The 13,194-nt window shown below is 70.5% G+C and carries 11 protein-coding genes; 8 read left to right on the top strand and 3 right to left on the bottom strand.

The genetic code is table 11. The annotated features are described in order from the left end of the window. Nucleotides 1-603 precede the first annotated feature (603 nt). From ROTAS13_RS09780 to ROTAS13_RS09790, 3 genes are all read right to left on the bottom strand, one after another. On the bottom strand, nucleotides 604-2,385 hold the full coding sequence (locus ROTAS13_RS09780) for a hypothetical protein (RefSeq protein ID WP_075822214.1): 1,782 nt from the start codon (nucleotides 2,383-2,385) through the stop codon (nucleotides 604-606). A gap of 62 nt (nucleotides 2,386-2,447) precedes the next feature. Beyond that, nucleotides 2,448-3,344, bottom strand: a complete 897-nt coding sequence (locus ROTAS13_RS09785; protein ID WP_019460708.1) for a LysR family transcriptional regulator — start codon at nucleotides 3,342-3,344, stop codon at nucleotides 2,448-2,450. 34 nt (nucleotides 3,345-3,378) lie between these two features. Beyond that, on the bottom strand, nucleotides 3,379-4,641 hold the full coding sequence (locus tag ROTAS13_RS09790; protein ID WP_019460709.1) for a DNA recombination protein RmuC: 1,263 nt from the start codon (nucleotides 4,639-4,641) through the stop codon (nucleotides 3,379-3,381). A 271-nt stretch (nucleotides 4,642-4,912) separates the two neighbouring features. Between ROTAS13_RS09790 and ROTAS13_RS09795 the strand changes: the two genes are divergently transcribed. From ROTAS13_RS09795 to ROTAS13_RS09830, 8 genes are all read left to right on the top strand, one after another. Next, nucleotides 4,913-5,125 carry a hypothetical protein gene (locus ROTAS13_RS09795; RefSeq protein WP_075822215.1) on the top strand — a complete coding sequence of 71 codons (213 nt, stop codon included), beginning with the start codon at nucleotides 4,913-4,915 and terminating at the stop codon, nucleotides 5,123-5,125. Between the two features lie 179 nt (nucleotides 5,126-5,304). Then, nucleotides 5,305-6,918, top strand: a complete 1,614-nt coding sequence (locus ROTAS13_RS09800) for an ABC transporter substrate-binding protein (protein ID WP_075822216.1) — start codon at nucleotides 5,305-5,307, stop codon at nucleotides 6,916-6,918. A gap of 4 nt (nucleotides 6,919-6,922) precedes the next feature. Next, nucleotides 6,923-7,900, top strand: coding sequence for an ABC transporter permease (locus tag ROTAS13_RS09805; protein WP_075822217.1), 978 nt, complete (start codon nucleotides 6,923-6,925; stop codon nucleotides 7,898-7,900). A gap of 8 nt (nucleotides 7,901-7,908) precedes the next feature. Next, nucleotides 7,909-8,742, top strand: coding sequence for an ABC transporter permease (locus ROTAS13_RS09810; protein ID WP_075822218.1), 834 nt, complete (start codon nucleotides 7,909-7,911; stop codon nucleotides 8,740-8,742). After that, nucleotides 8,742-10,382 carry an ABC transporter ATP-binding protein gene (locus tag ROTAS13_RS09815; RefSeq protein ID WP_075822219.1) on the top strand — a complete coding sequence of 547 codons (1,641 nt, stop codon included), beginning with the start codon at nucleotides 8,742-8,744 and terminating at the stop codon, nucleotides 10,380-10,382. Before ROTAS13_RS09810 ends, ROTAS13_RS09815 begins: the two co-directional genes overlap by 1 nt. Next, nucleotides 10,379-11,656 carry an FAD/NAD(P)-binding protein gene (locus ROTAS13_RS09820; protein ID WP_075822220.1) on the top strand — a complete coding sequence of 426 codons (1,278 nt, stop codon included), beginning with the start codon at nucleotides 10,379-10,381 and terminating at the stop codon, nucleotides 11,654-11,656. Before ROTAS13_RS09815 ends, ROTAS13_RS09820 begins: the two co-directional genes overlap by 4 nt. An 85-nt stretch (nucleotides 11,657-11,741) precedes the next feature. Beyond that, nucleotides 11,742-12,227: an L-2-amino-thiazoline-4-carboxylic acid hydrolase gene (locus ROTAS13_RS09825; protein ID WP_019460716.1), complete on the top strand. Its 486-nt coding sequence runs from the start codon at nucleotides 11,742-11,744 to the stop codon at nucleotides 12,225-12,227. Between the two features lie 32 nt (nucleotides 12,228-12,259). Continuing rightward, the gene (locus ROTAS13_RS09830; protein WP_075822221.1) at nucleotides 12,260-13,174 is read left to right on the top strand and encodes a PfkB family carbohydrate kinase; all 915 of its coding nucleotides are present in this window, start codon (nucleotides 12,260-12,262) and stop codon (nucleotides 13,172-13,174) included. Nucleotides 13,175-13,194: the final 20 nt, after the last annotated feature.

Consider the following 13,194-nt stretch of genomic DNA (forward strand, 5'->3'; position numbering starts at 1 on the left):
TCTTTGGCACACGAGAACCGAACCCTTCCTCGGCCCCCGCTCACTCTCTCACATCACCCAGATGTCGCCCTGTCCCCAGGTCCACCAGCAGCCAACCCGCCGCAAACCAACACTCCCCGCTCCGCCAAGACGCCAGCCACGCATCCCTCCCCGCACCTCGGCACCCAGGCACAACAGCCCAGACGCCTCCGCTCCAGTTCAAGCACGCACCAGCTCCCAGCCTCTCAAGGCCCGCCAGTCCACCGCCAGATCAGCCACGGTCCCACTCAAGTCATCCAGCACACTCGCGCCAAATCACTCAAGCAAAACATCCAGGCTTCCTACAGTAAAACCCCTATTCACACCTTCAAGGAACAATTCCCGCACCTCAGAGACAGAACATCCACCCTCAGAGATACCCCCTCGCCAGGAAGCATCCCCTCCAGTGAACATCCAACCTGTCGGCAGGAAACCCGCGTCAGAAGCACTTCACAGCACCTCGCCGCCGGTGAACGGGCTTATACGGGCCATAAAGAAAGCTGTCAAAGCCTTTTCGACAGCTTCGTGATGTTTTTCGATCAGCCGCATGACAAAGGCGCTGGCGCCCGGCTGGCAGGGCGCAGCCTAGGCGACGGGAACCCTGTTCCACCCGCCCTCCAGCCATTCCGCCGCCGCCAGCACCGCCTCCCGCTGCACCGCATGAGCCAGACGGAAATCCTCCCCCTCGACCGTCTCGTCCGGGAACTCCGTGATCAGCGCCAGGGGCGGTCCTGGCCGGGGCCGTGGCGCGATGCTGTAGGGGATCCCGGCATGGCTCGGCTGTGGCGCCTCCCCCAGATGCGCCTCGTAGAGGATCGCCTGCCGCCGGTTGAAGGCTGCCAGCCCCGGGACGGCCGCGATACGCTCCGCCACGTGGCGCATCAGCGCCCCGGCCATCCCGTCCAGCCCCGGCCCATGGCGGAGAATAAGGAAGAACCCCCGGGGGATGCTCCAGGATTCGAAGCCGCGCGGCAGATAGCCCGAGAGGGGCCGCGTCCATTCATGGGCAGGATAGCCGTGCAGATTCACGTGCAACCTGGCGCCGATCCGGTGGAAGGCCTCCAGCCGGACCGCCTTCTCATGCCAGGGCGGGCCGTCCCGCGCCTCCAGATCGTCTCCCAGCGCCGTATAGCGCGCCGCGTGATGCATGTGATGCGGGTGTACCCGCCGGAACCGCTCGTGCAGCGCATAGCCGTCCGGATTTTCCAACGGAATCAGGGCAAAACCCAGCCTTCCCGTCCCGGCCAGGACCCGCGCGGCCCGCAGCGCCCCAACCACGCCGGAGGTCTCGTTGGCATGCTGCCCCGCCGTCACCACCAGGCCGATCCCGGTCTCGCCGGGCACATGCACCCCGCGCACCGGTCTGCCCTGCACCGACAAGGCCTCGAAGCGCTCCCCGGGCAGGGCCTCCAGTTCCCGCGCGATCCGCTTCAGCGGCAGGGGCCGGGCGGCCGATTCCAGCTCGCCTTCCCCTTCGGCGGCCCCGCGGCCCGATCCCTTGTCCCCCTTCTCCGCCATTTCCCTGGGCTGGATGGCGACCCGCAGACGGGTCTGTCCTTCCCCGGGCCAGATGTCCGGCACGATCTGGCCAGGCTGCAAACGCCGGTCCCCGGGCGGCAGCCCGGCGCGCGCCCCGCAGAACTCCAGGGCCGAGAAATAGAGATCCTCATGCAGGGCCTCCCGCGTGCTGAGGCATTCCCCGTCATAGGGCAGGGGCCGCTCGATGCCGCCTGTTTCCACCCGCATCTCCAGCACGCCGAAACACGGCCCCGACTCGCCCCATTCGTGCCGGTCCAGGCTCTCCATCGCGAGCCGGAAGGCCGCCTCGTATTCCGTCTCGAAGGCTTCGCCCTCCACCACCTGCCCGTCCGGTCCGGCGTCCCAGCGGCACCACCAGCCGCAGGGCGAGAGGCTTTCCCGGCCCAGCAGGTCCCGCCGGAGCCGGTTCGGCGCGAAGACCCGATGGCGCTCCTCGCCGCCGCCCTCCCGCAACAGGCCGACCTCGTAATGCAGGTCGTCCCCTCCGGGCTCGAAGCGCAGCATCCGGCCACCCAGCAGCCCGGCCAGGGGATAGGCCTCCATCCGGAAGCGAAGCGGGTTTGCCGCGGCATGGACGGGGTAGCGGATACGGACCGCCGTGACCCCTTCCAGCGACGCTTCCTCCAGGAAGAAGTGCAGCAGCGGCTTGTAGGCGCTGCGCAGCCTGGCCTCGATGCCCGCCGCGCGCAGCCTTTCCTCCACGCCCCGCCGCACGGCCTCGTCCTCGAAGAGCCAGGCCTCCACCCGCCGGCCCGGCCCGGCGCCGAGGCAGCGCACGGCCAGGAGATCCAGGCTGCGCGGGATCGTGGTCTCGGCGAGGATGGCCATGGCGGCCATCCTGGCATGGGATGGCGCGGACGGCGATCCGTCCCCCCTCCCCGCGCCCGGCGTCAGCCGCCCTTGCCGAGATGCTCCCGCAGATGCTCGATCAGCCAGCGTCCCGCCTGGCCCGGCGGGCTCTGGCGCCGGTGCACCACGGAAAGGGCCACGCTGAACCCGTCCCGCTCCTTGGGATGCAGGCGCTTGAGCGCGCCGCCGCTCAGATGCGGCTTCACCAGATGCAGCGGCATGTTGCACCAGCCGAAGCCGCCCAGCAGGAATTCCAGCCGGGTGTGCATGTCGGCGAAGCGCCAGACGTGGTGGCTGACCACGCCGACCGACCAGCCGGTCTGCTCCGAAACATCGGTCAGGACGAGCTGCACGTGCTCCGACAGCACGTCGCGCGACAGGGGCCCCTCCATCGCGGCCAGGGGATGGGCGCTGCTCACCACCGGCACCATGGCCACGTCGGTCAGGAACTCGCGCTCCAGATCCGTGACCCCGGTAACGACGGTGGCATAGACGGCCAGATGCGCCCGCCCGTCCCGGAGATAGCGTTCCGGCGCGCCGACCCCTTCCGTCAGCAGCCGGACCTGGAGCTGCGGGAACTCCAGCCTCAGCGCGCGCAGCGCCGACATGATGGCGTCCAGCGGCAGGAGCTGGTCCACCGCCACGGTCAGCTCCGCCTCCAGCCCCGTGGCGATGCTGGCTGCCCGTTCCCGCAGTGCCGCCGCGCTGTCGAGCAGCCGCCGCGCATCGGCGATCATCACCCGCCCCGCCTCGGTCGGGTGGGGCTTCTTCCCGGTCCGGTCGAAGAGGGTCAGGCGCAGCGTGCTTTCCAGCGTCTGGATGGACTGGCTGACCGCCGACTGCACGCGCTGCAGCCGGCGCGCGGCGGCCGAGAAGCTGCCCGTATCCGCCACCGCCACCAGCACGCGGAGCTGGTCCAGGGTCAAGGGATCGAGCATGGACCTACTCCGGCAAGGCGGGCACGGGGTGCGCTCAGGCCCGCGGCAGGGAGGCCGGGGAGGCCTCGGCCAGCGACACGGCGGGCGGTGCGCCGGCCGCCTCCTCCAGCTCCACCGCCGCCATGCGTTCGGAGGCGCGGACGATCTTCTCCGTGGTGATGTCGATCATCCGCACATCGTCCTGCATGTCGGAGAAATGCTTCTTGAGCTTGGCCACCCGCGTGTCGAGGCGGCCGACCTCGGTGGCCATGCGCTTCACCTCGTCCTGGATGCGCCGGGCCTCGGCCCGGATGCGCACGTCCTGCATCAGCGCCCGCATCGTGCCGAGCACGGCCCAGAGGGTGGAGGGCGAGACGATATAGACCCCCATCCGCGCCGCTTCCTCGACCAGCGGCGCCTGGGTGGCGTGCAGCTCCGCATAGATCGCCTCGGAGGGCACGAAAAGCAGTGCCCCTTCCGCCGTTTCGCCGGGGATCAGGTACTTGGTGGCGATGTCGCCGACATGCTTGCGCATGTCGCTGGCGAAGGCCTTGGCCGCGAGGTCGCGCTCCCGCCCCTCGGAATCGCGCTGCGTCAGCCAGCCCTCCAGCGGGAACTTGCTGTCCACCACCACCGGGCCGGGTGGGTGCGGCAGGTGGATCAGGCAGTCGGCGCGGTGCCGGTTGCTCAGCGTATGCTGCCAGGAATAGCCGTCCGCCGGCAGCCGGTCCTCCACCAGCCGGCGCAGCTGAACCTCGCCGAAGGCGCCGCGCGACTGCTTGTTGGAAAGGATGCCCGACAGCGTCGTCACCTGCGCGCCCAGCGCCTCGATATTGCCGCGCGCCGCGTCGATCACCGCCAGCCTTTCGCCGATGGCCTTGGCGGTCTCCTGCGTGGCGGCGAACTGCTCGGTGAGCTGCCGCGCCACCCGCTCGCTCTGCCCGGTGAGCGCGGCGTTCAGGCGCTCGTTCTGCGCCGCCACCGTCTCGTTCACCCGCCGCCCCTGCTCGATCAGGCTCTCGGTCATGGCCCGGGTCGCCTGGGCCATCCGCTCGGCCAGCGCCACCTCCTGCAGCCTCGCCCGCTCCGCCGCCAGGGCCTGGGCCTCCGCCAGCCGCTGGTTCTGGGCCGACAGCGCCGCCTCCACCTCACGCGCCTGTTGCGCCAGCTGCTCGCCGACGCCGGACTGGATCGCGCCCAGCCGTTCCACCAGGGGCATCAGGGTTTCCGCCTGAAGGGCGGCGGGTCGGCGGAAGAGCAGCAGGAGCAACGCCGCCAAGCCGGGCAGCAGGACCAGGAGGATCAGCCAGTTTTCCAATCCGGAACTCCCAAAGCTCGGTGCCGCCGCGGCGGATTCGGTGGAGAAGGACGCGTTTCGTTCCCCTTTTCCCTTATGGACGCCGCGCGCCGCACACCCAAGGGCAAAACCGGCCGCCGCCGTTCCGCCGGCGCGCGGAGGTGCAACCGGAGGAAGAAGCGCTTTCGGATCTCCTGCGCGTGAGGATTTATGTTGCGGCTGTCATGAAACGCTTCAGTAATGGGCCCGGATTGATCCTGTCCCTTGTGATCCCCCCTCATGAGGATGCCCCATGCGAAGGAAAAGCCTTTTCCCCGAACTTCTCGGGGCGCTGGCCGTCACCGGCACGCTGCTGGTGGCCTATCTGGCCGTCCTCCTGGTGATGGAGGGTCAGGTGGACCACGGCGCCGCCTGGCTGCCCGTCCGCATCGCGCTGAACGAAGGCCCGCCTGCCGTCCTGCCCTGGGAGGCGACCGGACGCCCGGCCGCGTCCCTCGCGCCCTGAGCTCCCGCAAGGGACCTGCCGCGGGCGGAAGCGCGTTCCGGGACCCCTCATTCCGGTCTGCGTCCCCGTCATGCGGCAGGACCGTATAATTTTTGAAAAAACGCCGGTTTGTCGTGATTTACGGCACGGCAAAACGGATTATCGTGGCCCTTACGATTCTGTTATCGGAAGGTGCGACCATGAAGCCGACCCGGCGCGATGCCCTGTTGCTGGCCCCTGCCCTCGCCGCCGGCACGCTCCTCGGGCGTCGCGCCCTGGCCCAGGGCGCGGCGGGCGACGTCACCCGGGGCGGGGTGCTCACGGCGCATCTGGCGGGCGAGCAGCGCATCCTGAACCCGGCCCTGCGCGCCTCCACCGGCGTCTATATCATCACCAGCAAGATGATCGAATCCCTAGTGGACCTCGATGCCGGGGGCAAGCCTGTCGGCGTGCTCGCCACGGGCTGGGAGGCGGCGCCGGACGGCAAGACCATCACCTTCCGGCTGCGCGAGGGCGTGAAGTGGCATGACGGCAAGCCCTTCACCTCGGCCGACGTGCAGTACAACGCGATGGAGCTGTGGAAGACCCAGCTCAACTACTCCACCCAGTTGCAGCAATACCTGACCGCGGTGGACACGCCGGACGAGCGCACCGCCGTCTTCCGCTATTCCCGGCCCATGCCGCTGGATCTGCTGCTGCGCGCGCTCTGCGACCTCGGCTACGTGGTGCCGAAGCACCTCTTCGCCGGCACCAACGTGCTGGAGAACCCGGCCAACACCGCCCCGGTCGGCACCGGCCCCTTCCGGTTCGTGCAGTACGAGCGCGGCCAGTACGTGATCGCCGAGCGCAACCCGGACTACTGGCGCCAGGGCTTCCCCTATCTCGACCGGATCGTCTGGCGCTTCATCAACGACCGCTCGGCGGCCTCGGCGGCGCTGGAATCGGGGCAGATCCAGGTCTCGGCCTATAACGGCCTGCCGATGGCCGATCTCGACCGGCTGGCGAAGGACGACCGTTTCACCGTGACCACGCGGGGCACGGAGGCGAATGCCTTCAACAACACGCTGGAATTCAACCACCGGCGGAAGGAGCTGTCGGACGTCCGGGTGCGCCGGGCCATCGCCCATGCGATCGACGTGCCCTTCTTCATCGAGAACTTCCTCTACGGCCAGGGCCACCCCGCCAATGGCCCCATCCCCTCCTCCTCCACCTCCTTCTATCCGGCGGACGTGAAGTTCCCCTATGCCTTTGACAGGAAGAAGGCCGAGGCGCTGCTGGACGAGGCGGGCTACAGGCGCGGCGCCGGCGGGGTGCGCTTCACCCTGCGCCTCGTGCCGATCCAGAACGGCGAGGACGTGCCGCTGCTCGCCACCTATATCCAGCAGTCGCTGCAACCGGTGGGCATCCGGGTGGAGATCGTGAACCTCGACATCGCCGGGGCACTGGCGGCCGTCTATCGCGACTGGAACTTCGACATGGCCACGGGCTGGCACCAGTACCGCGGCGACCCGGCGGTCTCCACCACCGTCTGGTACCGGTCCGGCAGCCCCAAGGGCGCGCCCTGGACCAACCAGTGGGGCTGGAAGTCCGAGAAGATCGACGAGCTCACCGACCGGGCGGCGGCGGAGCTCGACCCGGCGAAGCGCAAGGCGCTCTATGCCGAGTGGACGAAGGAGATCAACGAGGCGCTGCCGATCTGGATGATCACCGAGCGTGAGTTCCAGACCGCCGCCAGCAAGCGGGTGCGGAACGGCATGAACTACCCGCGCTGGGGCTCGGGCGACTGGCACGACACCTGGCTCGCCGCCGGCTGATCCGGTGCGGGTCCTGGCGCTCGCGGGGCGGCGGCTGCTGGCCAGCCTGCCGACCCTGCTGATCATCCTGGTCGGCCTCTTCCTGCTGCTCCAGCTCGCCCCCGGCGACACGGTCGATGCGCTGATGGCGCAGATGGGCGGCGGCGACCCGGTGCAGATGGAACAGCTCCGCCAGTTCTATGGGCTCGACGCCCCGGTGGCGGTGCAGCTCGGCCGCTACCTGCTGCGGCTGCTGAGTTTCGACCTGGGCTTCTCCGCCATCTACGGGCAGCCGGTGGTGCAGGTGATCGGCGAGCGGCTGCCGGTCACGCTGCTGCTGATGGGCTCGGCGCTCTGCTTCTCCTTCGCCGCCGGCACGGCGCTGGGGGTGCTGGCGGCGCGGCGGGTGAACCGCTGGCCGGACACGCTGATCTCCACTCTGGGGCTGGTCTTCTACGCCACGCCCTCCTTCTGGTTCGGGCTGATGGGCATCGTGCTCTTCGCGGTCAATCTCGGCTGGCTGCCGGCCGGGGGGTTCGAGGAGATCGGGGCGGGCCATGCGGGGCTGGCGCGGGCGGCGGACATCGCCTGGCATCTCGTCCTGCCCACCGCGACGCTGGCGCTGATCTTTCTCGCCACCTATCTGCGGATCATGCGCGCCGCGATGCTGGAGGTGATGACGCAGGACTTCATCCGCACCGCCCGCGCCAAGGGCCTGGGCGAGACCGGGGTGGTGGTGCGACATGCGCTGCGCAACGCGCTGCTGCCGATGGTGACGCTGGTGGGGCTGCAGGCGGGGACCATGCTCGGCGGCTCGGTGGTGGTGGAAAGCGTCTTCGCCCTGCCCGGCCTCGGGCGCCTCGCCTATGACGCGGTGGTGCAGCGGGACCTGAACATGCTGCTCGGCATCGTCTTCACCTCCGCCCTGCTGGTGATCGTGGTGAATTTCTGCGTGGACCTGCTCTACGCGAAGCTCGACCCGCGCATCGCCGCCGACCGCTGAACGAGGCCATGGACGCTTTCCGACGCTATCTCCGCAGCCCGCCGGCGGTGATCGGCCTGCTGCTGCTGGCCCTGGTGGTGCTGGCCGCCCTCGCCGCGCCGCTGCTCTATCCGGACGACCCGCTGCGCCTGGCCGGGCGGCCGCTGCAATGGCCCGGCGCCAATCCGCGCTTCCCGCTGGGCACCGATCCCTCGGGCCGCGACATCGCGGCGCAGATCCTCTATGGCGCCCGCGTCTCGCTGCTGATCGGCATCGTCGCGACGCTGATCTCGATCGCCATCGGCATCGTGGTCGGGGCGCTGTCCGGCTATTACGGCGGCTGGGTGGACGATGCGCTGATGCGCGTGACCGAGGCCTTCCAGACCCTGCCGAACTTCCTGCTGCTGCTGGTGCTGGTGGCGGTCTTCGGCTCCGACATCGTGACGGTGACGCTGGCGATCGGCCTCGTCTCCTGGCCCGCCACGGCGCGGCTGACCCGGGCGGAGTTCCTGAGCCTGCGGCAGCGGGAATTCGTCCAGGCCTGCCGCGTGCTGGGCATGGGCAACCTCCGCATCATCTTCCGCGAGATCCTGCCCAATGCCCTGCCGCCGGTGATCGTCTATGCCGGGGTGGTGATGGCGACGGCGATCCTGCTGGAAAGCGCGCTGGCCTTCCTCAACCTGTCCGATCCGAACATCGCCTCCTGGGGCAACCTGATCGGCGCGGGCAAGGGCGTGCTGCGGGCGCAGTGGTATGTCTCGGCCATTCCGGGCGTGGCGATCCTGGTGGCGGTGCTGGCCGTCTCCCTGGTGGGACAGGGGCTGAACGATGCGCTGAACCCCCGGCTGAAGGGGCGGAGCTGATGGACTGCCTGGAGATCCGCAACCTTTCCGTCGCCCTGCCGTCCGGCGCCGACCGGCCCTATGCGTTGCAGGACGTGACCCTGACGCTGGAGCGGGGGAAGATCCTCTGCGTCGTGGGCGAGAGCGGTTCCGGCAAGTCCATGACCGCCAGCGCGGTGATGCGCCTGCTGCCCGAGGGCGTGCGCGTCGCCGCCGGGCAGGTGCTGCTGGCGGGCGAGGACCTGCTGGCGAAGTCCGAGGCGGAGATGCGGCGCCTGCGCGGGGCGCGCATCGCCATGATCTTCCAGGAGCCGATGACGGCGCTGAACCCGCTGCGCAGCATCGGCGACCAGATCGGCGAGAGCTTCCGCATCCATACGGACCTCGATGGCGCGGAGATCGAGCGCCGGGTGCTCGCCCTGCTGGAGGAGGTGCGGATTCCCGATCCGCGCCGGGCGCTGCGGGCCTATCCGCACGAGCTGTCGGGCGGGCAGCGGCAGCGCGCCATGATCGCCATGGCCCTGGCGCTGGAGCCGGAGGTGCTGATCGCCGACGAGCCGACCACGGCGCTCGACGTCACCACCCAGGCGCAGATCCTCTCGCTGATCCGCGACCTGCAGGCGAAGCACGGCACGGCGGTGCTGTTCATCACCCACGACTTCGGCGTGGTGGCGGAGATCGCCGACAGGATCGCGGTGATGCGGCACGGCGTGGTGGTGGAGCAGGGCGAGGCCGGGGACATCCTGAACCGGCCGGAGCACCCCTATACCCGCGCCCTGATCGCCGCCGTGCCGCCGCTGCGTCCCGCCGCGCCGGAGGGACCCCCGCTGCGCGCCGGGCCGGCGCTGATGGTGCGGGGGGTGAGCAAGACCTATGGCAAGGCCGGGCTGTTCCGCCGCAGCCGGCGCATCGTGAAGGCGCTGGACGATGTCAGCGTCAGCCTGCCCAAGGGCGGCACGCTGGGCATCGTGGGGGAGAGCGGCTCCGGCAAGTCCACCCTGGCGCGCTGCGTGGTGCGGCTGCTGGACCCGGACGAGGGCAGCATCCGGCTGGGCGGCACCGATCTCGCGAAGCTCTCGGCGCGCGAGATGCGGGCGGAAACGAAGCGCATCCAGATGGTGTTCCAGGACCCCTTCGCCTCGCTTAACCCGCGCCGCCGGGTGGGGGAGCTGGTGGCGCAGGGGCCGATGGTGCATGGCACGCCGCGCGCGGAGGCCATGGCCCATGCCCGCGACCTGTTCGAGCTGGTCGGGCTGCGCCCCGATGCCATGGACCGCTTCCCGCATGAATTCTCCGGCGGGCAGCGCCAGCGCATCGGCCTGGCCCGGGCCTTGGCCCTGCGCCCCGAGGTGCTGGTGGCGGACGAGGCGGTCTCGGCCCTCGACGTCTCGGTGCAGGCGCAGGTGCTGCGCCTGCTGGCCGATCTGCGGCGGAGGCTGGGCCTTTCGGTGCTGTTCATCACTCACGACCTGCGCGTCGCGGCACAGATCTGCGACCGCATCGCGGTGATGCACCGGGGCCGCGTGGTGGAGGAGGGCACGGCGGTGCAGGTCTTCGGCGATCCGCAGCACGACTACACGAAGTCGCTCCTGGCTTCGGTGCCGGGGCGCGGCTGGACGCCGCCGGGCGACCTTGCCCCGGTCCCGGAGGAAATCGCATGAGCGGCCTCGCGGCGCTGGAGGCGGAGGTCCGGCGCGACCTCGTCCGGCTGAACCACCCGCCGGCCAACTGGCCGCTCGGCATCCCGGCCGCCGACGGCACCCCCGTGCTGGACGTGCTGGTGGTGGGGGGCGGCATGTTCGGGCAGACCGCGGGCTTCGCGCTGATCCGCGACGGCATCCGCAACATCCGGGTCATCGACCGTGCCCGGCGTGGCGAGGAAGGCCCCTGGGGCACCTATGCCCGCATGCCGACCCTGCGCTCGCCCAAGCACCTGACCGGGCCGGACCTGGGCATCCCTTCCCTCACCTTCCGCGCCTGGTGGGAGGCGCAGCACGGCGCCGAGGGCTGGGAGAGGCTGTACAAGATCCACCGGCTGGACTGGCTCGCCTATCTCCTCTGGGTGCGCGACGCGGCGGCACGGGCCACCGGACGGGTCTTCCACTCGGTGGACCCCGTCGTCGATTTCGGCCGCTTCCGGGGCAGGCGGATCGCCGTGCTGGGCGCCAATGCCTCGGCCTTCGACAATGCCGGCACGGCGCTGGAGGCCGGCGTCGCCAAGGTGACCATGTTCACCCGCCGCGCCTTCCTGCCGCAGGTGAACAAGACGCGCGGCATGGTCTTTTCCGGCTTCCTGCGCGGCTTCGGGCGGCTGGACGATGCGACGCGCTGGCGCTTCCTGACCTACACCGCCGGCGAGGCCTCGCCGCCGCCGCATGAATCCGTGCTCCGCTGCGAGCGGCATCCGGGGTTCCGGCTCGTCTTCAACGCACGCTGGCGCGACGTGGCGGCGGATGCGGAGGGCGTGACCGTGACCACGGCGGAAGGGCCGCAGCGCTTCGACGCGGTGATCTTCGGCACCGGCTTCACGGTCGATCCGACGCGCATGCCGGAACTCGCCGCCTTCCGCGACGCGATGCAGCTCTGGGGCGACCGCGTCGCGCCGGAAGAGGCCGCGCGCTATCCGGAGCTGGCCCGTGCGCCCTATCTTGGCGAGGGCTTCGAGCTGACGCCGCGCGACCCCGCCTCGCTGCTCGCCGGTGCCCTGGCGCGGTTGCGGCTGCTGGGGCCGGCCGCCGCGTCGAGCCACGGCATCCTGTCCGGCGACATCCCGGCCGTGGGCACCGGCTGCACAACCCTGGCGCGGGAGATCGGGCAGGCGCTCTTCGCCGAGGAGGTCGGGCGGCACTACGATGCCGTGGTCGCGTTCGAGGAGCCGGAACTGGCCCCGACGCCCTATTTCGTGCCGCCGGAGCAACGTCTCCGCCGCGGCTGAGCGGACCGCCGCGGAGCGTGCATCCGCGGCGCAGACAACAAGCGGGGGCGCACCGCCCGGCGGAACGCGCTCCGAGGAGTTTCCGATGCCAGAGGACCAGGCCGTCACCCCGATCATCGAGCGCCGCCGCATCGAGGCGGAGCTGCTGAAGGAGGTCTACGAGACGCTGAAGGCGAAGCTGGGGCGGGAGGCGGCGCAGGAGCTGATCGCCGAATCCGTTCGCCGCTCCGCCATCGCCCAGGCCGCTGGATTCGCGGCCTCCACCCCCGGCGGCACCAGCCTGCAGAGCTTCGTGGACATCCAGCGCCACTGGACCGCCGGCGGGGCGCTGGAGATCGAGACGGTGGGCCGCGACGCGACGCATTTCGCCTTCAACGTCACCCGCTGCCGCTATGCCGAGATGTACAGGGCGATGGGCCTGGGCGAGATCGGGCACCTGCTCTCCTGCCAGCGCGACGGCGCCTTCTGCGAGGGCTATGACCCGAAGCTGAAGATGGAGCGGACGCAGACCATCATGGGCGGCGCCTCGCATTGCGACTTCCGCTACCACTACGAGGAAGACGCCGCCTGACAGGGGCGGCGGGAAACGGCGGGGAAACGAAGGTGGCCGGCGACGGACGCGTCATCTGCATCGGCGGCGTGCTGTGGGAGACGAGCTTCCTCGTCGACGAGATCCCCGGCCGCGGCGTGAAGCTCCTGCCGCGCGGAATGCAGCAGATCGCCTCCGGCATGGCGGTCAGCGCGGCGGCCGCGATCGCCCGGCTCGGCCATCCGGTGGAGCTCTGGTCCCTGGTGGGGCGGGATGCCAACGGGCAGGCCTGCCTCGACAACCTGGCGGCGGACGGCATCGATGTCGGGCACCTGCTCCAACGGGAGGGGGCCCGCACGCCGGTCTCGGCCATCCTGGTGGACCCGGCGGGCGAGCGGCTGGTGGTGCCCTATTTCGACCCGTGCCTCTATGCCGCGCCAGTGGCCCTGCCGCTGGAACGGCTGGAAGGGGCCGGGGCCGTGCTGGTGGATGTGCGCTGGCCCGATGCCGGGGAGGTGGCGATGCGCCATGCCCGGAGCATCGGCGTACCCACGGTGCTGGACGCGGACCTCGCGCCGCCGGAAATCCTGCACCGCCTGATGCCGCTGGCCGACCATGTTCTCTTCTCGGAGGTCGCGCTCGATGCCCTCTCCCCCGGCCAGCCGGCCGGGGAGGCGCTGCGCGGCCTTGTCGCGGAACTGCCCGGGGCGGAGGTCGTCGGCGTCACGCTCGGCGCGCAGGGCGCCCTGGTCTGGGAACGCGCGGCCCCGGATTCGCTCCAGCCTTTCCCGGCGGAGCCGATCCGGGCGGTGGACACGCTGAACGCGGGCGACATCTGGCACGGGGCCTATGTCCATGGGCTGGTGCGCGGCCTCGGCACCGGGGAGCGGGTGCGCTTCGCCCATGCCGCCGCGGCGATCAAATGCGAGCGCCCCGGCGGACGCCTGGGCGCGCCCACACTGGCGGAGGTGCTGTCCCGCCTCGGTTGACCCACCCCCCCCCCCGGGGC

Source organism: Roseomonas sp. TAS13 (assembly GCF_001950415.1).
Lineage (GTDB): Bacteria > Pseudomonadota > Alphaproteobacteria > Acetobacterales > Acetobacteraceae > Roseomonas > Roseomonas mucosa.

Excerpts from the sequence above, each read along its gene's own strand:
- ROTAS13_RS09810 (WP_075822218.1), top strand. The coding sequence starts at position 7,909 with ATGGACGCTTTCCGACGCTATCTCCGCAGCCCGCCGGCGGTGATCGGC.
- ROTAS13_RS09820 (WP_075822220.1), top strand. The coding sequence starts at position 10,379 with ATGAGCGGCCTCGCGGCGCTGGAGGCGGAGGTCCGGCGCGACCTCGTC.
- ROTAS13_RS09815 (WP_075822219.1), top strand. The coding sequence starts at position 8,742 with ATGGACTGCCTGGAGATCCGCAACCTTTCCGTCGCCCTGCCGTCCGGC.
- ROTAS13_RS09825 (WP_019460716.1), top strand. The coding sequence starts at position 11,742 with ATGCCAGAGGACCAGGCCGTCACCCCGATCATCGAGCGCCGCCGCATC.
- ROTAS13_RS09795 (WP_075822215.1), top strand. The coding sequence starts at position 4,913 with ATGCGAAGGAAAAGCCTTTTCCCCGAACTTCTCGGGGCGCTGGCCGTC.
- ROTAS13_RS09800 (WP_075822216.1), top strand. The coding sequence starts at position 5,305 with ATGAAGCCGACCCGGCGCGATGCCCTGTTGCTGGCCCCTGCCCTCGCC.
- ROTAS13_RS09785 (WP_019460708.1), bottom strand. The coding sequence starts at position 3,344 with ATGCTCGATCCCTTGACCCTGGACCAGCTCCGCGTGCTGGTGGCGGTG.
- ROTAS13_RS09780 (WP_075822214.1), bottom strand. The coding sequence starts at position 2,385 with ATGGCCATCCTCGCCGAGACCACGATCCCGCGCAGCCTGGATCTCCTG.